The sequence below is a fragment of the Paenibacillus sp. S28 genome (assembly GCF_016624415.1).
Lineage (GTDB): Bacteria > Bacillota > Bacilli > Paenibacillales > Paenibacillaceae > Paenibacillus_AQ > Paenibacillus_AQ favisporus.
The window spans coordinates 70,099-90,903 of record NZ_JACVTM010000008.1 but is presented as its reverse complement, the minus strand read 5'-3'; the positions used below and the strand labels follow the sequence as shown (position 1 = coordinate 90,903).

The window sequence follows — 20,805 nt, the reverse complement described above, 5'->3', positions numbered from 1 at the left end:
TTTATAAATTTCAAACCTTTGTTGGGATCGTTGCCAGAGGGTCATGCCAGGGTAAGACGTGTGGGATGGCTATAAGGGCAAATAAAAAACGACCGAAAAATTTCGGTCGTCGGTCGTTGGGTTTATAATGATGCCGCCTGCTCCTCCCGGGCCTCTACACTTCCTGATACGCGTCGCCGCGCCGGTACCGGTTGGGCGAGACGCCCATCACCTTCTTGAATGCAGTGCTGAAGTAATGCTGGCTGTCGTAGCCGACCTGCTCGGCAATTTCGTGGATGGTCAGGTTCGTCGCGTTCAGCAGCTGGATCGCTTTGCGGATCCTCGTCTGCGTCAGGAAGCCGACGAAGGAAGTCCCCAGCTCCTTCTTCAGCATCCGGCTCAAATAAACCGGCGATACCTGCAGGCTCTCCGCAAACGACTCCAGCGTAAGTTCGGGCCGGTCGTAATTGTCGTGGATGAGCTGTCGGGCCCGCCGCACCAGCGGGGACAGCTGCGCGTCCCGGAACACCGCCTCCCGGCAGGCGTCATACGCGGCCGCCATAGCACCCGGGCCTTCCGGCACCTCCTCGATCTGGCAGTGGACGGTGATTTTCAAATATTGCTGCACCGCCGATTCAATATTCGCGGCCATTTCCAGCGGCGCGTTATCCCACAAGCAGATGCCGATCAATTCCGTATGCTCCTGGAACACCTGATGGGGCGTATCCTGCAGCAGCTCCGAAACGATGTTCTCGATCGCGAACAAATACAGCTGTCTCTCGCTCTCTTTCATCAGCGTCTGGTTTGAGGCCGTCTCCGGCCACCTGACGATCCCCAGCTCTGCCGGGAAACCGGAAGGCAGGCCAAGAAACTCCAGCTGCTCGAGCGCGTTCCCGTCATCCACCAGCCCCTGAATCCACTCCTGGCAGAAGCGCTGCCGCAGGAGCGGGATGTTCCGCTCAATCTGCTCCGAGGCCTGCTTCAAATAGTGGCTTTGCACCTGCTGCTCATCAAGCTCCTGCTTGACGCTCTGCAGCACCTCTTGCAAATGGCCGCTGTTGACCGGCTTCAAAATATAATCCTTGACGCCGAGGCGGATCGCTTCCTGTGCGTAGGCAAATTCGTCATGCCCGGTAATGATGACGAACCGGCACGCCGGGCGTTCGGCCTTCAGCCGCTTCATCAGCGTCAAGCCGTCCATGATCGGCATATTCATGTCGACCAGAACGATGTCGACCGCTTCGCGCAGGGCGAACTCAAGCGCTTCCTCCCCGTCCTCCGCTTCACCGGCGACCTCCATGCCAAGCGTCTCCCAATCCACCGAATCCATGATGCCTTCCCGGATAATCGGTTCATCGTCCGCAATCAGCACCTGATATCGCTTCTTCATTAACGATCTCTCCCATCTTGTACACGTTGCGCCGGGACCGTATGCAGCAGCGGATGCTCGATCATCACGCTCGTGCCCGTGCCTTCCGTACTCTCGATGCTAATTCCGTATTTTTCCCCAAAAGTCAGCGCAAGCCGCGCCTGGACGTTCAGCATGCCATAGCTGCGGCTGGCCGGTCCACCTTCTTCCGGTGGATGATCCATGGCCGCCAAAGGATCCTGAAGCTGGCGGCGGAGCGCAACTAGCCGCTCCTGGGACATCCCCGCCCCGTTGTCCTTAACAATGAGGCGCAGGACGCCGCCCTCCACCTCAGAGGACACCCGTATGATGCCCGGGCCTCGGCGTGCCTTAATGCCGTGATAGATGGCGTTTTCAACGATTGGCTGAAGCACAAGCTTTAGAACGTACAGCCCTTCCGCTTCCTTGGGCAGATCCAGCTCGTAGGTGAGCCGGTCCCGGTAGCGCGTCTTCTGAATCTGCAAATAGCTGGAGATATGTGTCCATTCGTCGGTCATCGGAATGATGTCATCCCCTTTGCTGAGCCCGATCCGGAACAGCCTGGACAGCGACTCTACCATATCGGACACATCGTCGGCCCCTTTTTTCTTAGCCATCCAATGGATCGTATCAAGGGTATTGTATAAAAAATGCGGCTTGATATGCGCCTGCAGGCTGCGCAGCTCCGCTTCGCGCTTCTGCCGTTCCCGAAGCTCGCTCAGTTTCAGCAGCTTGCGGATTTCGGCCAGCATCCGGTTAAAGCTGCGGCCCAGCATACCAACCTCGTCCTGCCTTCCGCCCCAATACCGGATCGTCAAATCCCCGGATTCGGCCTTCTGCATAAAGGCCATCAGCTGGCGGATCGGCCGGGACACGGACTGCGACAGCGTATACGAGGCCGTCAGGCCGAACATGCAGACGACAAACAGGAAGCAGATCACGTAGAAGCGGATCTCCCGCACTTCGCGGACCGCTTCGCCGCTGTCGAATACGCCGATGGTCCGCCAGCCTGTAAAAGACGATGTGCCGTAAATAAACTGCAGCCGCCTGCCGTCGACCTCATGCCTGAACATGCCGCTGTCTTCCCGGGGAATCCAGGATGAAGGAATGTCCCGAACCAACGGTTCATCCGGGGTGTAAATGGCCGAGCCGCCGGCATCGGTTACCATCAAATACCCGTTTTTACCGAGGGTGACGTTCCGGACTGTGCTGGCCACCGCCCGCAGCTTCAAGTCGATCAGCACGGCTCCTGTGACTTTACGCGTATCCGGATCGACAAAGGACCGCACGACCGAGATCAACTCATCGTTGGCATAATGCACATGCGTCGTGACGTTTCGCTCAGAAGGATGACCCAGCACTGTAAAAATCCCTTCGTGTCCCGCAGCCTCCTCATACCACGAATCCCGGGTCAAATTGGCCGGCGTCCGGGCATACATTTCGTTGCTGATGTAATCGCCGTTGTGGTTCACGACCAGGATGGCGGCAATTTCCGGATACAGCGTCGTGAAGCCCTGCAGATACTTCTTCAAGGCGTACACTTCCCCGTTTTGGTCATTAATCTGCGGGCGCTGCGCTTGTCCGGCAATCCCTCCGGCGGCACCCGCCCCTTCAGCGGCAATCTGCCCATTCAGGAACCGGTTGATGGCCGGGTCAAAGCCGATCAAATACGTAATGTTCTGCAAGTTTTCCATATCGTTATCAAGCGTCTGATTGACTTTGCCGATGAGCTGCACCGTGTTCGCCGTGACCTGCCCGTCGACGATCCGATTGACCGTCCAGTTGACCAATGCACCGAGCGCAATCGACGGAAGGATGCCTACCATCAGAAAAAGGATGATCAGCTTGTACCGCAGAGGCAGATCACCGAACCGGGTCCACTGCAGCAGACGCTGCCGCCAATTGTTACGCAGCTTATTTCGCATAATAATCCTTCACATTCTCGCGGGTAACGATTGTAATGCCGGTATCCACCCGCGGCGGCAGCGGGGATACGTCGTTGCCCAGCGTCGGTGCGGGAACGGTCAGCCCATGATGAAGATGGAATAAATACTGCAGCGACCAGTAGCCCATATTCCATGTCCCCTGAGCAATCGTCGCTGAAATCGTGCCGTCGGATATCCGGTCCAGCGTCTCTTTATTGGTATCAAACCCGATGATCTTCACCTTCCCGGTCCGATTCGCAGCGATCACCGCGTCCGCCGCCCCTGTGCCGCCGCTGGCTTCCGTCACGAAAATGCCTTTAAGGTCCGGATGCTTGCCCAGCATGTCCGCGGCCGCGGACTTAGCGATCATGGCGTCGCCTTTTCCTTCCTTCACCTCAACCACAGACATCGCCGGATATCGGCTCGCGATCGTTTCCTTGAACCCTGATGTGCGGTCGCTGTGGTTTTGCTGGCCGGACTGCGTGATGATGCCGACCTCGCCCTGCCGGCCGACGATTTGCGCCATTTTATCGGCGGCCGCCACACCCGCATCGTAGTTATTGGTCGCAAGAAAAGAGTACGCTTTGCTGTCCGGGGCGTCCGAGTCGAACAGGACGACGGGAATGCCCGCGTCCACCGCTTTGTTGATCGTCGCGGTCAAAGCGTCGGAGTCGATGGCCGACAGCGCGATGCCGGCAGGCTTTTTGGCAATGACTTGCTCAAGCACGGTGATCTGCTCCTGCACGTCGTACTGGGTGGCTCCGTGGTATTCGACGGACACGCCGAGGGCGTCGCCTCCATCCTCGAAGCCTTTCACAATATTTTTCCAATATTCCATTCCGGATTGAAAGGTTACCATCACATAGTTCTCCCCGATGCTGCCGTGCAGCCCGCCGTCCGGCCATGCAGAAGAACGCTTGTCATCCATCCGGTACATAAATACATAGACGCCAAACGCAATGATTAGTACCAGGTAAACCATCATCATCTTCTTCATCTGCGTTTCCCCTTGTCACAGTCTGCTGAACTCTATGGAATCGGTTACATTATAGCACAAGGCAAACTTTTGGGAAGCGCAAGAACTTGCCAATATCCGTATCACTATCCTGCAGCACCACCTTTTACTGTCCATCGGCAAACCCTTGATGCTCCCCTGATTTCACCGGAATGGCCAATAGATATTGGGGGAAGCTCATGAGCTTTCCGTTGTTTTTTATCTCTAAAGTGAAACCGATCCGGGAAGCAACACGTAAAATCTTTAGGTACGGTTATAGAATCTTTAAGGTTTTCCTCAGGTTTGCTGTCTATAATGACCTTAGGCTGAAGATCTCACATCCCCCATATCCGTTCACACAAATGACCCGTAACAAAATACATGAAAAGAGGATTTTTAACCATGAACATAAAGCGAGTGATGATTGTCGGAACGATGGTCGTGATCATGTCCTTTGGAAGCACCGCGTTAAGCGCCTCCATCACAAGCGCAAGCCCGGCCGCGAAATGGGCCACCACCGGCGTAAAGGATAAAGACGAATTGCTGGAAGCTCTCCATCAGGACTCCGACGAGGAACTGTATGAGGCGCTGTATGAGGGCAAGTCCCTGCATGACATCGCCGCTGACCAGGGAGCCGACATCCAGAGAATCATCGATTTGCAAGTATCGCAGCTGACCCGCCAGCTGGATGAGCGCCTGCGCAAAGGGAGCATTAGCGCAGATCAATATGCGGCGCACAAGGCTGAACTAAGGGGAATCGTCGAACGAAGTGTCCATACTTCATTCGGGTAACTGGAGGTACATACGACCGTCCAACGTTTTGATCGGTCATCCGGGCGCTCCGATACGGATCCGGCGTTCACACATGGAGGATAACATGATTCACCACGGTCAATGGAAACAGAATGCTCGAACGAAATTCAAATGGAAACTGATAATGAAATTTGTAAACCAGCCTGGACGCGTTGTCCAGGCTGGTTTTTTGATAAGAAAAACGTCTATCGACGTACCTTCAAAGAAGACAGACCGCGTTTAAAGGTAATTTTTCTTGCAATATCAGGAAGCAATAGCTCTGGAGTTTATACATTCTGATATTATAAGAAAAACGTCTATCGACGTACCTTCAAAGAAGACAGACCGCTTCTAGAGGAGGTTTTTCTTGCGAGATCAGGAAGCAGAAGCTCCGAAACTTATACTTTATGATCTCTTAAATAAAGACCCCGCCGGAGCCGGCAGGGTCTTTCGTCTGTTTCCTCTTCCCTCAATGCATATGGAACTTCGAAAGTAGAGATCCTACTAAAAAATCGCATGCGGGGCGGTGCCCACTCTCCAAAATTGCCCGACTTTCTCAAACTTGACCGTCACGTATGCCGGACCCTGAAGATGCTCCGGGTAAGGAACGCTCAGCTTATACACGCGCTGCGTATCCGTCATGCTGAGCAGTTTGGCCGTCGCCTTGTCGAACTCCAGAATGTTGCCGCCATCGGCGTTCAGCTGGGCCAAACGACCATCATGAGAAATGAAATATTTGTCCACAAAATAGGCCGCTGCCTTTTCCGTATATACGGACTTCAAATAGTTCATCAGCTTCTCCCGGGTTCCGATATCATCGGACAAGTACCGATACTGCCGGCCATCGACCTCGAATGTGTCCCCTAATCCCTTGCCGCCGCCCAGGGCATAAAAATACCGCTTCTCAGCTTCTATGATTAATGGCGTCACGCTGGTATGGTTCAGCTTGCTGATCTTGGTTGCGTCGGTCACGACGACCTTCTCTACCGTTTGTTCCGGCACCTGCGCCGGAACAGTCACGCTCCCCGCCGGAGCCGCTCCGGCCGCAGCAGCCAGCAGGCTTGCTCCCATCAAACCGGTTGCTAGTGTAAATCCAATTTTTCGATTAAGTTTCATCTTGTATTATCGCCTCCACCCTGTTAAACGAAATCAGGATGGAAAAAGTTTCATCCAGGAAACGATAAGCTATGATTTGAAATGTTTAAACTGCGGCAAATATTCGCGATTGGCTTCAAACATCTCATCAACCATCGATTTGATCTCAGCCAGGCTGAGGACCGCGGAAGTCAGCGGATCGAAGCATACCGCATGGAATACTTTCCGCGGATCGCCCGTTAGCGCGCCTTCCACAGCCATCTCTTCGCAGCGGGCGCTTATATTGGTCAGGGCCGCCAGCTGATCCGGCAGGGCTCCCACATGAATCGGCTCCAGCCCTCTTTTCGAAGCCAATACCGGGACCTCAACGCAGCAGCCGTCCGGCAAATTATCGATCAGGCCATGATTACGGACGTTGCCGTTGAATTTAAACAGGGTACCGCCCCCGATCGTAGCATTAAAGATATACGCGGCGTACTCTTCGCCCCGGTTTAAATCGACGGGCTCTTCCATCCAGCGCCGCATCTGTTCCTTCCAGCTGCCCTGCCTCTGCTCGTAGCCTTTGATAATATACGCGTATTCACCGGGATTCCAGCCCGTGCCGTTCGTGCAGTACTTTTCAATCAAATCCGGCCGCTTTCGGAACCAGGCATTGTATTCAGAGTTATGGCCGCTGGATTCCGTGACGTAATAATCCAGATGAAGGAACATTTCATTTCGGACCTGCTCCTCGTTGTAAATGTCCGGATGATTCATCGCCTCCCGGATAAGCGGATACGCGTCTTGGCCGTTCCAGCGAAAATCCAGGTAGAACGCCTGATGATTGATGCCTGCGCAGAGATACGTGATCTCCTCTTTAGGCGCCCCGATCCACCTGGCCAGCATCGATGCCGTTCCCTGCACGCTGTGGCACAGACCTGTCACGGTCACGTTCGTTTCGCTCTGCATCGCCCTGCACAGCATCGCCATCGGGTTCGTATAATTCAGAAATACCGCCTGCGGACAGTACCGCTCGATATCGCGGCAAATGTCCAGCATCACCGGAATCGTGCGGAGCGCCCTGAATATGCCGGATGGCCCGCGTGTATCTCCGACATTAATGTCCACGCCGTACTGTTTCGGAATCTCGATGTCTTTCCGCCAGATGTCCAGGCTTCCCGCCAAGATCGTGCAGACGACTCCGTCCGCCCCGTCTAGCGCTCTGGTCCTGTCGGTATGCGCCTCGACTTTCGCCGGATAGCCTCCGGCCGAAATAATTTTCTCCACCGTTTTCTTCGCAAATCCGAGACGCTCCTCGTCAATGTCAACCAAAGCGATGATGCTGTCAGCGAGCGCAGGGAATGTAAGCAGATCGCGAACGAGGTTTTTCGTGAACACGAGACTGCCTGCCCCGATAAATACGATTTTCTTCACTGCCGAATTCCTCCCTTTTGATCAAGCTGCATGCGGCCAGAACCCCGGCCAGTCAGCTGTCAGCCTTTGATGCCTGTCGTCGAAATCCCCTGAATAAAGGTCTTTTGGGCAAAAAAGAACAAAATGATAATAGGCAGCGTCGCAACGGTGGAAGCCGCCATCAGCATCCCCCAACGCGTGCCGTATTGACCAATAAACTGCTGCAACCCAAGCGATACGGTGTACATTTTCTCGTCGCTCAAATAAATTAACGGTCCCATGAAGTCGTTCCAGTTGTTCATGAACGTAAATAACGCTACCGTGGCGAACGCCGGACGGGCGAGCGGGAGAATGATCTGCCAGAAGGTCCGGAACTCCGAACAGCCGTCGATCTTGGCCGCTTCGGATAGTTCCTGAGGAATCGTCAGAAAAAACTGCCTCAGCAGAAAAATAAAAAACGCACCGCCTAAAAATGCCGGGATAATGAGCGGTTTGTAGCTTCCCACCCAGCCGATCTTTTTGAAAATGACGAAAATCGGAATCATCGTGACCTGGGAAGGCAGCATCATTGTGCTGAGCATAATCATGAACAGTACGTTCCGTCCCGGCCATTGGATTTTGGCAAACCCGTAAGCCACGAGGGCGGAGGAAACGCAGGTGCCGACCATTGCCCAGATGCAAATCGTTAACGTATTGAGGACGTAAGTACCGAACGGGACAAACGTAAGTGCCTCCGGAAAGTTCGACCATAGGAACTGATCCGGAATCCACTCCGGCGGCCATTTGAAAATTTGCGCCTCCGGTTTGAGCGCGGTGGACAGCATCCAGACAAAAGGAAAAAGAAAGGTGATGCCCAGTACGATCAAGCAAACATGGGCGATCAGCTGTTGAAACACGCCTTTCTTTGTTCTGCTTAATTTCGTGGTAGACTGTGCCTTGATTTCAAGCATCTTGGGCCTCTCCTTTCACGGTTATGAAGGCAGGAGGAAGGGTAACCAAATTGGATCCCCTTCCTCCCTGCCCTTATCCGTTATTTGCCTCCGGCTTTGGCGATCTCTTCTTCGACTTCTTTCTGCAAGGTTTCCAAGGCCTGCTTCGGATCTTTGTTTCCCGTCATGACGGACTCTTCGGCTTTTGCCGCCCGGTCCCAATAATACTGCTGCACCGGAATGACCGGTGTGATCTTCGCATTAGGGCTGCCGAGCAGATCGACGAACGTTTTTCTGGCCGGAATTTCATTCATGAAATCCTGGTAAGCCTGCTTCTCCGTAATTTTTGGCGATGGCGGGATCCACCCGCCTTTGGTCAGCATTTGCGCCGCCCAATCTTCGTTATGGTAGCCGGTCAGCCACAGGATGAATTCCCACGCCTCTTTCGGATGCTTGGCTTTTTCCGGAATGATGTTAAAGTTTCCATTGACCCAGGTCGCGTCCGGTTTTCCGGTTCCTTCCGGGTAGGGCAGCGTCATGACGCCGTACTGAAGATCCGGAGCATAATTTTTCAGGTCCTCCAGCCTCCACATGCCGTCCATCGCGAACACCTGCTTGCCGCTGAGGAAAGACCACGCCGAGTTCACGTTGGAAGACATGCTTTTGTTAAAAGCGGCGACTTTGGTCGGATCGTATTTTTTCGCGTAAGACTGAAACCATTCCAATGTGGCCAGGTTGTTCGGATCGGTTGCCGTCGGCTTGCCGTCCTCATCCGCCCATTTCCCGCCGAAAGCCGTGCTCCACTGGGTAAGCCCGCTCGGCATATAGCCGACCCGCTGGATGAATCCGCGCTTATCCAGTTTCCACAATTTATCCTGCATCGCATCCAGCTCCTGGATCGTGGCAGGCGGTTTTTCCGGATCGAACCCTTCCTCTTTCAAAATATCCTTGTTGTAATACATCGCCAGCGTGTTCATCGAGAATGGGATCGCGTACATTTTTCCTTTGTAGGTGCCGATTTCCTTTACCGTGGGATACATCCACTCGCCCAAATCCGGCGCGTCGGCCTGGATGTACGGATCCAGTGAAGCGATGGCTCCCTTTTCCGCCCACGAGGGAATGATCTGGTTCCATTGGGTCATGACGTCGGGCGGATCCCCGCCGGCCTGTGCCGTCAAAAATTTAGCGTTGGCATCGCCGGTAATAGAGAGTGCGGTCACATGAATGCCGGGATGCGTCTGATTAAACTCATCAACCAGGCTGTCGATCAGCTTCTTCCAGTCACTCGTCCACATATGCCAATATGTAACTTCTACGGCTTTTCCGTCGCCTTTCTTCCCGGAATCGGAAGACGGGGCGGACGTATCTTCCTTCTTGCCATCCTGCCCGGCCGCCGGAGTACCCGGTGAGGAACATGCTATTAGGCCGGCAAGCATCAGCATGATCAGCACCATCGATAAGAACGGTTTGAGCGTTGACTTCATTCCATGCACCTCCGATATCGTTTTACCTTTCCCCGCCATAGAAAACCCAGCGTGCCGAGCTCTTAAATACCAGCAGCGTGACGGCCATAATCAGCAGGAACAAAATCCATGCCATAGCCGAGGCATACCCCATATGGAAGTAAGAAAAGGCGTTCTTGTACAGATACAGCGAATAGAACAGCGTAGAATCATTGGGTCCGCCGGACGTAATAATGTAGGCCTGCGTAAAATACTGAAAGGAACCGATCAGGCCCATAATTAAATTGAAGAAAATGACCGGACTCAGCATCGGCAGCGTAATATAGACGATTTTTTGCCACCATACCGCCCCGTCGATCTGCGCCGACTCGTACATTTCCTGCGGAATATCCTGCAGCCCTGCGAGATAGATGATCATCGCGCCGCCGACGCCCCACAGTCCCATCACGATCAGGGCAGGCTTCGACCATGCCGGGTCGACCAGCCACCCGGGACCCGCAATGCCGATGGCATCCAGCAGACCGTTGATCAGTCCGAACTGCGGGTCGAACAGCCACAGCCACAGTACGGAAGACGCCACAACCGGAACGATGCTGGGCAGGTAAAAAATCGTCCGGTACAAAGCCATTCCCTTAACTTTCATGTTCAGCAGCAGCGCCAGAGCCACGCCGAAGACGATGCCGAGCGGAACCGAAAATAACGTATAGTACATCGTGTTGGTAATCGATTTCCAGAATAACGGGTCTTTGAATAACTGCACAAAATTATCCAACCCTACCCATACGGGCGAACTGACCACATCGTAGGTCGTAAAGCTGTAGTACAGGGATAGCAGAAACGGCAGCAGCGAAAAGGCGGCAAACCCTGCCAGCCAGGGTGAAACGAACAGCAGACCGTTCCGAAGATTCACTTTTGCGATTTTGCTCATGGATCCCCTAGACGAACGGACCTGAACAGACGGTTGAACCTCTGCACTTGAACGGGACAAGCAGACACCTCCTAGCCGATTTTTGCAGATTTAGCAGATTCCCCCTCCTTTGACAGCGTTTTCTTAAACGTGCAAGCCTATTTTATAAAGGGACGCTCTCGCTGTATTTATAAAAAACTTCACAAGTTTTACGATTATCGCTTAACATTTACCGAAGACAGCCTTCGACTTCTCACCCGCCCCTTCTTCGCTGCTCTTTCCTCCAGGCGGTGGGAGACATTCCCGTCTGTTTTTGAAACCAGGCGGAGAAGGCATGAATATTGGGGAATCCGACCCCGCTCGCGATTTGCTGAACCGTCTTGTCGGAGAAGGTAAGCAGCATTTTGGCCTCGGACATCCGGTACTGCTGTAGATATTGCTTGGGTGAGAGACCGTAAGTCTTTTTGAAACAGGAGCGCAGCCCGCTCTCCGACATGCGGATCATCCGCGCCAGATCGGTCACCCTCATTTCTTTGTCCAGGTTAGTTCTGATATACTCGGCGATGGCATCCAAGGTGATTCTGGAATCCTGTTGTTCGATGCGGTCCAATAAAAACAGCATAAATAACTCGACCCACGTTTTTAACAACCGGTTAAACAGCTGATTCGGACGGACGGAGGTCATGTGGAGCCACACGCTGAACAACTTCTCAAAACGCTCCAATGCATAATGGGCCAGGGGAAACAGGTGCAGCGATTCTTCATTTGTCATTTGAAAAAATAACCGTTCGAGCTCATGCGACAAATGGTCAACCTGCAGGACGGCGAAGCGGATCGGTGTAACGGAGCTGTAGTCGTGGGGTACGCCTGGGGTGATCAGGATGACGTCCCCCTCCTGAATCGAAAAGACCTGGTCTTCAGCATAGAACACACCTCGTCCGAAAGTGACCACGCAGATTTCGAAATGGGGATGCACATGCGTGCCCATTTTCCATCCGGAAGGGTACGTTACGAGATCGGTGTACAGTGAAGATCTATCCAATACGAATATCCCACCTTCCATAATTTGAAGTTGTTGGTTCGAAGTTCATTAACATTATACTGAGGCGGGAATGTCGGATAACCGCAAAAAAACTCCCCGATGGACAGACCCTATACGGGCCGCCTCAGCGAGGAGTTTAATAAGTGTGCATAGTATACGATTGAAAAGAAACTATAATTATTCCGCTCTATGGCTGCAGATAGATCCGAATGGAGGAAATCTGCGGACACCACCGGGACTCCCGGATTTGAAGCCGGATATAACGGCTCTTGACGGCGGGAAAACGGCAGATCCGCTTGTGGCCGATAACCGTACCCGCATAAACTGTTTTCCACGTATCTCCATCCAGATACTCGAGCTCAAAGCGCTCTACCCGCTGGCTGTACCGGTATTCCTGCAGCACGATGTGGTCAAAGGAGGTCTCCCTCTGCAGATCCAGCGTGAGCGACGCCTGCTCCGTGCCTTCGGGCGGCGCCCAGTACGTGTCCGGTTGTCCGTCAAGAACATGGTCTGCTTGATGGTCTTCTGCCTGGACGGATGCCTCCACCGCAGCCCCTGCAGCCAAGTCTGTACCAAACGTGCTGCGGATCCTGTCCCCCAGCTCCTGCAGGCGCTGGACGTCCCGCTCATGAATGAGGCCGCGCCGGTCCGGCGGAAGGTTAAGTAGGAACGTCGCGTTGCCGCCGACCGATCCATAATATACGTTCATCAGCTCATCCAGCGATTTGACCTTGTCATCTTCGGAGGCGTGGTAGAACCAACCCGGACGGATCGACGTGTTGACCTCCGCCGGGTACCAGACCAGATCCTGCTCGTGCTCGATGACCGCCCGGCTGCCCAGGTCCTCGTCCTCCGACCGGTAGCTCCGGGCAAACGCCGGATCGTCTTCCTGCTGCGATTTCGCCTGGATCTTCTCGTTATCCCGCAGCGACGCAGGCACGACGCTCCACTCCGATTCCCGGCAGTGGCCGGCTTCGTTGCCGCACCAGCGGATATCCGGACCGCAGACCGAAATCGCCGCCTCCGGCTGCAGCTCGCGGATCAGCGCGTAGTAAGCGTCCCAGTCGTACACCTGGCGCTTGCCGTTCGGCCCTTCACCGCAGGCGCCGTCGAACCAGACGCAGAACACGTCGCCATAATTGGTCAGCAGCTCTCTCAGCTGATTGGTAAAATATTCGTTATACGCCGGCGAATCGCCGTATGTAGGCTCATGCCGGTCCCAGGGGGACAGGTAAATGCCAAAGCGGATCCCTTCCCTCCGGCACGCCTCCGACACTTCCCGGACCACATCGCCCTGCCCGTCCTTCCACGGGCTGTTCTTGACCGAGTGCTCCGTATACCGGCTCGGCCAGAGGCAGAAACCGTCGTGGTGCTTGCAGGTCAGAATCAGCCCCTTCATTCCGGCTGACTTGATCGCCGCCACCCATTGGCCGGCATCCAGCTCCGCCGGATTAAAGATAGCCGGATCCTCCTTCCCGTCCCCCCACTCCCGGTCCGTAAACGTATTGACCGTAAAATGAATGAACGCGTAGAACTCCATCTCCTGCACGGCCAGCTGCCGTTCGGTCGGCTGAACCTGTGCGGCGTAGCGGATCCTTTCGGTCGTTACCATCATGAAATGCCCTCCATCCTGGTTTTGATTACAGGTATGCATACCTTGTTCTCCTTGTAAAAGCCGGATACCTGCTTTACACCTCAGATATCCGGCTGCTGTCCCTTATTTCTTTAACGCTTTTTGGTAGATCGCCAAGTATTGATCCAGCTGCAATCCCTTGAAGCCGGCGATATAGCTGTCCCAATCCTTGTCGATGTCTTTGTTGCCCGTCACGAACTGCGCCAGGCTCGATTTCACATAATCAGTCAGCGACTTCTGCATTTGCGCAACCGTCATGGCGTCCGCCGGGTCAATGAACGTATCCGCAGGATAGACGACTTCCGGCTTGGCGAAAGGCTCGTATTTTTTGGCTGCCAGCCATAAGCGGTATTCATAGGCACCGTTGCCCAGCGGATCGCTTGGAGCGGCAAAGGATTCGCGGATGGAGTTGAGCATTTGCATCGTGCCGAGCTGCCACCAGAAATTGTCCAGCGCCGTTTCCCCGTTCGCGGACGGAGCCTTCGGAACCACTTCATACTTCGCCGGTTTGCCGTTGTAATCCAGCTTGCCGCTGTCGGCTTTTTTCCAGCCTTCACCTTCAAAGCCCCAGGAGGTCATGACCGTTCCCTCTTCGGACCAGAGATAATCCGCCAGTTTGATGGCAGCGACCTGCTCCTCTTTCGTCGCCTTGTTCGTGATCACGAACGATCCGTCGCCCACGCCAATGCTGTAGCCTGTCAGCTGGACTCCATTTGGTCCTTTCAGCGGCGGAACGACGTCGTAATCTTTATGTCTCGGGTTCGAGTCGTCCACGCTGAAGGCACTGCTAAGCAGCGCGTAACCTACGGTGCCCACGGCGGCGTCCGGCTTGTTGGCCAGCTGCTTCACCGCATCGTTGTTCTGCGTAAAAACGGCTTTATCCATCAAGCCTTCGGCAAACAGCTTCCGCAAATACTTCAGGCCTTCCTTCCATTCGGGCTGCGCCGGTGAATAGATGACCTGGCCGTCTTTGATGCTTAAGTAATCCGAGGTGTTGTCATAGATAAAAGCGTTCATCAGGAACGAATCCACGCCGCCTCCCCATACGCCATCGGACGAGGTGGTGAACGGAATTTCGTCGGCTTTGCCGTTGCCGTTCGGGTCTTTCTCCTTAAATGCCTTCAGCACGTTGTAAAACTCATCGGTCGTCGTCGGCATCGACAGGCCCAGCTTCTCCAGCCAGGAAGTATTGATCCACATCCGCTGCCCATAGGTGCAGTGCAGACATTCGTTCAGCTTCGGCAGCGCGTAAATTTTGCCGTCCGGGGCGACCATGCCCTGCTTCAGGTAAGACACGTCCTCCATCGCCTTTTTAATGTTGGGGGCGTACTGGTCGATCAGATCGTTCAGCGGGATGAAGGCTCCCTGCTGGCCGTATTTGATCTGGTCCGCTTTGGATATGCCCGCGTTCATGATGACGGCCGGGTAGTCGCCGCTCGCCAGAAGCAGCAGCTTTTTGTCGCTGAAGCCGGCGTCCGGCACCGTGCTCCAATTAAACTTGATGCCGAGCTTGTCCTCGATGTACTTGGAGAACTTGTTAACGTCCATGTTTTCGATCCCCGCCTGCTGCGGCGCGAATACCGACAGCTCCACCGGTTTACTGGGATCCGAGCCGGCAGCCCCAGCGTCATTCTGCTCCTGCTTGGAGCCTCCGCATGCCGACAGCAGAAGGGATAATACCAACAACACGCTTAAGCCGATAAATGCCCGTTTTTTCAAAGAAACTCCTCCTTTGCTTAAATGGCTCATATCCATGCCCCCTTACAAATGACCACTTCAAAACATCCTGCAGCGTTAACCCGGTCACACCCCCCTTACGGAATTCCGTTCACCGCCATCATCCCTTCAGCGATCCGATCATGACTCCTTTAACAAAATGCTTCTGGACAAACGGATAAATGATCAGCACCGGCGCGCTGGAGACGACGATAAGCGAATATTTCAGCAAATCCTTCAGCCCCTGCTGCACGAGCAGGCTGTTCACATTGGTCATCATGTCGGAATTTTCCGAGTTCAGGATGAGAATGTTCCGCAGGAAGATTTGCAGAGGGAACATGCTGTTGTCTTTCAGGTAAATGAGTGCATTAAAGTAAGCGTTCCAATGCCCGATGGCATACATCAGGAACAATACCGCAAGGATGGGCTTGGATAACGGCAGTACGACCTGCAGAAAAAATCTCATGTCGCTGCACCCGTCCATTTCAGCGGCCTCGGCCAGCTCGTCGGGAAGCGACTGGAAGAACGTCCTGGCGATAATGACCTGAAATACGGCCAGCGCGCCGGGGATGATCATGGCCCATCTCGTATTGACCATACCGAGGGATTTGACGAGCAGATAGTTCGGAATCAGCCCGCCGTCGAAAAACATCGTAAACACGATCAGCACCATAATCAGCCCGCGGCCGTAAAACGTTTTGCGGGCCAGCGGATAGGCCAGCATCACCGTGAACGAAACGTTAATGAGCGTACCTACGACCGAATAAAAGAGCGAATTGCCGAATCCGATCAAAATATCGGAATTTTGGAATACCGCCTTGTAGCCGACCAGGCTGAAATTCACGGGCCAGAGCCACACCTTCCCGGACGTCACCGCCGCCGGCGAGCTGAAGGATGCGCTCAGCACATGCAGCAATGGAAATAAAATGACGATCAGCACCAGCGATAAAAACAGGTAGACGATGCCCAGAAACAGCCGGTCCGCTACCGCTTCGCGTATTTTCGTTGATTGCACGCTTTCCGCACCTCCTACCATAAACTGTTGGACGAAATCTTTTTGGCGATGAAATTGACAAGGATCAGCAGCACAAAGTTAATGACCGAGTTGAACAGCCCGATCGCGGCCGAGAAGCTGAAATTGGCGCCCAGCAAGCCGATCTTGTAGACGTAAGTCGAAATGACCTCCGACGTGTTCAGGTTCAGCGGATTTTGCATTAAGTAGATCTTCTCGAAGCCCAGTCCCATGATCTGTCCCAGGTTCAGAATCAGCATGATGACGATGACCGGAACGAGGCTGGGAAGGTCGATATGGACAATTTTCTGAAACCGGGAAGCTCCGTCCACCTTGGCAGCCTCGTATAAATCGGGATTGACCCCGGACAGCGCCGCGATATAAATGATCGCCCCGTATCCGGTGAACTGCCACACATCCGAGAGGACGTAAATCGTTTTGAAGTACCCCGCCTTGCCCATAAAATCGATCGGCTCCATTCCGAGCGACCTGAAGATGTTGCTGAGGAGCCCGACGTTTGGCGACAAGTTGACGATCAGAATCGAGACGATCACGACCGTTGATATGAAGTAAGGGGCATAGGTAATCATTTGAACCGATTTCTTGAACAAGCCGTTGCGAATTTCGTTCAGCGCCAGCGCCAGAATGATCGGCGCCGGAAATCCGATGGCCATGCCGTACAGCGAAATTTCGAGCGTGTTCTTAAAGTACTGCCAGAAGAACGGGGTATCAAACAGCTGCTTAAAGTACTTCAGCCCGGCCCAGGGGCTGCCGAGGATGCCTTGTACGACGTTGTACTCCTTAAATGCGATGATGACGCCGAACATCGGCACGTACTTGAAAATGACGATATAAAGCAGAGGGAGAAAGACGAGCAAATAAAACTGCCAGTGCTTCCTGATTTTCCGGCCTGCCTGTGACCCCGCCCTCTTCCGGCGGGCGGCCAATCCGGGGGGATGCGGCGAAGCCGCCTTGCTGCGAGTTGCTTCCATACCTGCCGACTCTCCTTTGCGCTTGAGTTGCCTTCATGTTATCGGCACGGCACGGATGCGTTCAATATACAACTTTCGCCCGGTCAACTTATTTCCGCCATGTTACGGAATCGGCGTTCCCATAGGAAAAATCTGAAGGGCTAAACCTTTTTCTCCGTGCAACTTTTTTCTTCCCGGCCTGGTCCATACCCAAAAAAATCCCGCAGGGATCTGTCCCGGCGGGATACGGCACCTTGAGGAACTGGCGCAAACGGCTTGTCAGAGAGCGGCTGAATCCCGCTCTGTCCGGGTGATGTGTTCACGGTATTCCCCCGGAGACAGGCCCACGATTTTTTTAAACATCCGACCAAACGAAATGACGTTCAAATATCCGACCTCTTCGGCGATTTCCTGCACGGCATGGTCCGTATTCTTCAGCAGCGTCCGCGCGCGGCCGACCCGAAGCTCGATCAGATAGTCCACGAACTTCTGCCCGGTTTCCTCCTTGAACAATTTGCTGAGCGTTTTGGAGGGAAGATCGAACCGTTCACTGAGAAAATCAAGCGACAAATCCGGATTGGCGAATTCCCGCTCCATCGTTTCGCGGACCTTGCGGATCGTATCCGAATGATTCCGGGTGACCTGAATTTGCAGCAGCTGTTCATAACACCGTTCCAGCGTCTTCATGAAGCTCTCTTCCACCTGCTCAAAGGTATCTGACGCGTGCAGCGCCTGCTGCAGGGGACGGTGCCCGGTCTCCTCCCACAGCTCCTGGTATTCCTTCGTCATTTTGCCCATTTCCCGCCCGATGGAATAGATCAAATAATCCGCCAGGCTGACGATATGGTCGCGGCTCAGCAGATGCTGCCCGATACCTTGAATCAATTGGCCGTACTTATCCTTCCAGTCCGGCTTGCCGAGCCGGAACGATTGGGCGATTGAGTGGACCAGCTGAAAATAGTCGAACATGGCTCCCTGATCCTCTTTGGCCAGCGAATCGTAGAAAATGATCCGGTTGCTGCCGAGAACCATTTTATATTTCAGAGCCTGCTGGGCTTGGGCGTAAGATTCCGGAATTTCCACCGGGCATTGGGCTGCCGCCCCCGCACCGACCGTAACGGTAAGCTTCAAATGCTCCTGCACCCATCTTCTTGCATGGTCCAGCATATCGGTGACCCGGCCGCGGGGATCGTCCGTCTCCTCGATCTGCACCAGCACTCCGAGCCCGTCGCCGGAAATCCATTCCGTCCACACGATTCCCCCGTGCTCTTGGGCGGTTTCCTGGATGACGCTCTTCAGGGCGAACTTCATCAAGTACTGGTCCTCTTGGGTGAACTGGCTGCAGAACGAAGCAAACTTGTCGATTTCTACAACGCACACGACCTGCGGCATGTCGAGATCGTTGAGCTGCATCGTGTCCCGCAGGGCTTCCCATTCTTCGGATTTCGGTAAATGTTGCCCTTCGACCAGCTGCTGGAACAGATACGCCTTCTTGACGTGCAGATCCTCGCGGAACTGGCGCTGATAGGTGTTGGACTGCTCCAGCATCTGATTAATGGCGGACTGCAAAAAGGTAAACTCGTCCTGGCCGCTGCCCTGCATCAGAGCCGCCGCCTTCGTCTGGGATAACTTCTGAACCTGGGTGACGATCCTTTCGATCGGCTTGTAATTTTTTCGTGCGGCATAGACGATCCACAAGCCGCCTGCGGCGATCATAACGATACCAAGGATGAACCAGACGTTATAGAGCTGGCTAGCCACGTCCACCCATTTTCCGTTAATCAGTCCGCTTTGGTAATCCCAGCCGGTCACGGGCGAAATCGCGCTCGACACGATGCTGCGCTCCTGCTCCGATTTACCGTTCGGAAGCACGTCTGCCCCCGATTTGTCGATGATATGGATGTAGCTGACATCCCGGCTGTACATACTCTCGATCAACTGGCTCAGCCCATCCGCCGTTACATTCACGACCAGGAATCCCTGCCCGGTCTTCAGGAAAGGCGCCTTCAACGCAAGGCTCACGACCCGCTTCGGCCCTTTAATGCTGAACTCCTCGAAATGGCGGACACCGCTCCAGCCCTCATCCTTCTTCGCCTGCTCGATATATGGCTTGATAAAAGACGCATCCGGATAGTCTTCCAGGCTGGAGCTGGTCGCATTGCTCAGGACAAATCCGTCGCTGGACCGGACGAGATAAATGGAATCCACCAAAGGATAGGCATTTCTGAAGTTATTCATAAACTTGACGATCCGGATGTTCAGGTAATAGTCGTTTTCGGTTCCGCTCTTGTAAAAAGTCGACAAATCCGGATTATTCAGCAGTTCCGTCATCAGCATCTGCTCGATCGTTTTCAGGGAAGCGTCAATGGAGCTCATCGCCTGCAGCATCAGCGTCTCATTGGCTTTTACGGCTTCCTTGCGGCTCTGATCCCCCAGCATTTGAAAGAAAACGAAAAAAATAAACGAAATGACGATTAAGAAAGCTGGCATATATGAAAAAAGCTGGCGGTAAAACCAATTCCGTTTCCCCATCCGTTCTATGCACTCCTTATGTATGGCTCCTAAATCTCCTGTCTGCCGCCCTAGTAAAACGCTTTCATATTTGTTCAATTATAGCATCCTGCGGCCTCGAATTCATTAGTTCCAAATGCATAACGTGTAAAAAACGAACCTACACCATCATTTTAACCCCGCCGATTTTCCAAAATTTCGCTTAGAGCCGCAAGGTTTTACCACATATTTTCCAGTTTATGGCTTTGCCTTGTCCGTCCTCCTCCCGTTATAATGCCTCGTGAAGGAGATGATTTCGATGACAACCAAAAAATGGGCAGTTACCTCGATCCTCGTCGTCCTCTTAGTCATTCAAAGCTTCGCGTGGAAGGCTGATCATGCCGAAGCGGCTCCCGTCCTTAAATTAGGGAGCGAGGATCCCAAAGTTTCTGATTTACAGTACCGGCTGCAGGTGCTCGGTCTCTATGACGGTGCTCTGGACGGAAAATACGGCCCCGGCACGGAAGCCAGCGTCAAGGAATTCCAGAGGGAGTACGGCTCCGCTGCGGATGGCACGGTCGGTCCCGCTACGTGGAGACAGCTCCGGAAGTACACCTTAAGCAAAAACGATATGGAGATTATGGCGAAAATCATTTACGCTGAAGCCCGCGGCGAGTCCTATAAAGGACAGGTAGCCGTCGGTGCCGTCATCATGAACCGGATTCAGTCGGACGAGTTCCCGGACACGATTCAAGGCGTCGTTTTTCAGAAAAACGCATTCACCGCCGTCAGCGACGGCCAGTACGGCATGAAGCCGAACCGGACCGCCTATCGTGCCGCCATCGATGCCGTGCGCGGATGGGACCCGACCCATAACTCGCTCTACTACTATAACCCGAAAACGGCAACGAACAAGTGGATTTGGACGCGCGCCCGTACCGTAAATATCGGACGTCATGTATTTGCCATTTGATATCAACGTACATAGGCCCAAGGGATCATGCCCCTGGGCCTTTTTTTAATACGGCAGTAACATCGTGAATGCCACCTGTCTTGACTGTCACTCCCGCTCCCCTTA

General features: G+C 53.9%; 16 protein-coding genes. 2 read left to right on the top strand and 14 right to left on the bottom strand.

Going from position 1 to position 20,805, the window contains the following annotated elements:
* Positions 1–154: 154 nt before the first annotated feature.
* Genes IAE55_RS19760 through IAE55_RS19750 form a run of 3 tightly spaced genes read right to left on the bottom strand, consistent with a single transcriptional unit; the run spans position 155 to position 4,288 of the window.
* Entirely contained in the window at positions 155–1,369 is a 1,215-nt protein-coding gene (locus IAE55_RS19760) for a response regulator (RefSeq protein ID WP_200633658.1), read from the bottom strand.
* Positions 1,369–3,291 (bottom strand): cache domain-containing sensor histidine kinase, encoded by a 1,923-nt coding sequence (locus IAE55_RS19755; protein ID WP_145156561.1) that lies wholly within the window; start codon positions 3,289–3,291, stop codon positions 1,369–1,371. The genes IAE55_RS19760 and IAE55_RS19755 overlap by 1 nt, the downstream gene beginning before the upstream one ends.
* Positions 3,281–4,288 (bottom strand): substrate-binding domain-containing protein, encoded by a 1,008-nt coding sequence (locus IAE55_RS19750; protein WP_105443841.1) that lies wholly within the window; start codon positions 4,286–4,288, stop codon positions 3,281–3,283. Before IAE55_RS19750 ends, IAE55_RS19755 begins: the two co-directional genes overlap by 11 nt.
* A gap of 399 nt (positions 4,289–4,687) precedes the next feature.
* Between IAE55_RS19750 and IAE55_RS19745 the strand changes: the two genes are divergently transcribed.
* Complete coding sequence (locus IAE55_RS19745; RefSeq protein ID WP_105443842.1) at positions 4,688–5,077, top strand: hypothetical protein; 390 nt, start codon at positions 4,688–4,690, stop codon at positions 5,075–5,077.
* A 504-nt stretch (positions 5,078–5,581) separates the two neighbouring features.
* Here IAE55_RS19745 and IAE55_RS19740 read toward each other — a convergent pair.
* From IAE55_RS19740 to IAE55_RS19690, 11 genes are all read right to left on the bottom strand, one after another.
* Positions 5,582–6,193 (bottom strand): DL-endopeptidase inhibitor IseA family protein, encoded by a 612-nt coding sequence (locus IAE55_RS19740; RefSeq protein WP_200633657.1) that lies wholly within the window; start codon positions 6,191–6,193, stop codon positions 5,582–5,584.
* 69 nt (positions 6,194–6,262) lie between these two features.
* Entirely contained in the window at positions 6,263–7,585 is a 1,323-nt protein-coding gene (gene melA, locus IAE55_RS19735; protein ID WP_200633656.1) for an alpha-galactosidase, read from the bottom strand.
* A gap of 59 nt (positions 7,586–7,644) precedes the next feature.
* Positions 7,645–8,514: a carbohydrate ABC transporter permease gene (locus IAE55_RS19730; RefSeq protein WP_200633655.1), complete on the bottom strand. Its 870-nt coding sequence runs from the start codon at positions 8,512–8,514 to the stop codon at positions 7,645–7,647.
* A gap of 80 nt (positions 8,515–8,594) precedes the next feature.
* Complete coding sequence (locus tag IAE55_RS19725) at positions 8,595–9,977, bottom strand: ABC transporter substrate-binding protein (RefSeq protein ID WP_200633654.1); 1,383 nt, start codon at positions 9,975–9,977, stop codon at positions 8,595–8,597.
* A 22-nt stretch (positions 9,978–9,999) separates the two neighbouring features.
* Entirely contained in the window at positions 10,000–10,944 is a 945-nt protein-coding gene (locus tag IAE55_RS19720) for a carbohydrate ABC transporter permease (RefSeq protein WP_234489713.1), read from the bottom strand.
* Between the two features lie 172 nt (positions 10,945–11,116).
* Positions 11,117–11,905, bottom strand: coding sequence for a helix-turn-helix domain-containing protein (locus IAE55_RS19715; protein WP_076168852.1), 789 nt, complete (start codon positions 11,903–11,905; stop codon positions 11,117–11,119).
* Between the two features lie 187 nt (positions 11,906–12,092).
* A complete protein-coding gene (locus tag IAE55_RS19710; protein WP_200633653.1) occupies positions 12,093–13,520 on the bottom strand; it encodes an alpha-L-fucosidase in 1,428 nt (475 codons plus the stop codon).
* A 102-nt stretch (positions 13,521–13,622) separates the two neighbouring features.
* Positions 13,623–15,287, bottom strand: coding sequence for an ABC transporter substrate-binding protein (locus IAE55_RS19705; RefSeq protein ID WP_442793341.1), 1,665 nt, complete (start codon positions 15,285–15,287; stop codon positions 13,623–13,625).
* Between the two features lie 88 nt (positions 15,288–15,375).
* A complete protein-coding gene (locus IAE55_RS19700) occupies positions 15,376–16,290 on the bottom strand; it encodes a carbohydrate ABC transporter permease (RefSeq protein WP_234489712.1) in 915 nt (304 codons plus the stop codon).
* On the bottom strand, positions 16,284–17,258 hold the full coding sequence (locus IAE55_RS19695; RefSeq protein ID WP_116231465.1) for an ABC transporter permease: 975 nt from the start codon (positions 17,256–17,258) through the stop codon (positions 16,284–16,286). Before IAE55_RS19695 ends, IAE55_RS19700 begins: the two co-directional genes overlap by 7 nt.
* Before the next feature lie 258 nt (positions 17,259–17,516).
* Complete coding sequence (locus IAE55_RS19690) at positions 17,517–19,769, bottom strand: helix-turn-helix domain-containing protein (RefSeq protein ID WP_200633651.1); 2,253 nt, start codon at positions 19,767–19,769, stop codon at positions 17,517–17,519.
* A gap of 277 nt (positions 19,770–20,046) precedes the next feature.
* Here IAE55_RS19690 and IAE55_RS19685 point away from each other — a divergent pair, with 277 nt between their 5' ends.
* Positions 20,047–20,700: a cell wall hydrolase gene (locus IAE55_RS19685; RefSeq protein ID WP_234489711.1), complete on the top strand. Its 654-nt coding sequence runs from the start codon at positions 20,047–20,049 to the stop codon at positions 20,698–20,700.
* The last annotated feature ends 105 nt before the right edge of the window (positions 20,701–20,805 follow it).

Coding starts and splice junctions, on each gene's coding strand:
- IAE55_RS19750 (WP_105443841.1), bottom strand. CDS start 4,288: ATGAAGAAGATGATGATGGTTTACCTGGTACTAATCATTGCGTTTGGC.
- IAE55_RS19760 (WP_200633658.1), bottom strand. CDS start 1,369: ATGAAGAAGCGATATCAGGTGCTGATTGCGGACGATGAACCGATTATC.
- IAE55_RS19755 (WP_145156561.1), bottom strand. CDS start 3,291: ATGCGAAATAAGCTGCGTAACAATTGGCGGCAGCGTCTGCTGCAGTGG.
- IAE55_RS19725 (WP_200633654.1), bottom strand. CDS start 9,977: ATGAAGTCAACGCTCAAACCGTTCTTATCGATGGTGCTGATCATGCTG.
- IAE55_RS19705 (WP_442793341.1), bottom strand. CDS start 15,287: ATGAGCCATTTAAGCAAAGGAGGAGTTTCTTTGAAAAAACGGGCATTT.
- IAE55_RS19695 (WP_116231465.1), bottom strand. CDS start 17,258: ATGGAAGCAACTCGCAGCAAGGCGGCTTCGCCGCATCCCCCCGGATTG.
- IAE55_RS19710 (WP_200633653.1), bottom strand. CDS start 13,520: ATGATGGTAACGACCGAAAGGATCCGCTACGCCGCACAGGTTCAGCCG.
- IAE55_RS19745 (WP_105443842.1), top strand. CDS start 4,688: ATGAACATAAAGCGAGTGATGATTGTCGGAACGATGGTCGTGATCATG.
- IAE55_RS19690 (WP_200633651.1), bottom strand. CDS start 19,769: ATGGGGAAACGGAATTGGTTTTACCGCCAGCTTTTTTCATATATGCCA.
- IAE55_RS19730 (WP_200633655.1), bottom strand. CDS start 8,514: ATGCTTGAAATCAAGGCACAGTCTACCACGAAATTAAGCAGAACAAAG.
- IAE55_RS19740 (WP_200633657.1), bottom strand. CDS start 6,193: ATGAAACTTAATCGAAAAATTGGATTTACACTAGCAACCGGTTTGATG.
- IAE55_RS19685 (WP_234489711.1), top strand. CDS start 20,047: ATGACAACCAAAAAATGGGCAGTTACCTCGATCCTCGTCGTCCTCTTA.
- IAE55_RS19700 (WP_234489712.1), bottom strand. CDS start 16,290: ATGGTAGGAGGTGCGGAAAGCGTGCAATCAACGAAAATACGCGAAGCG.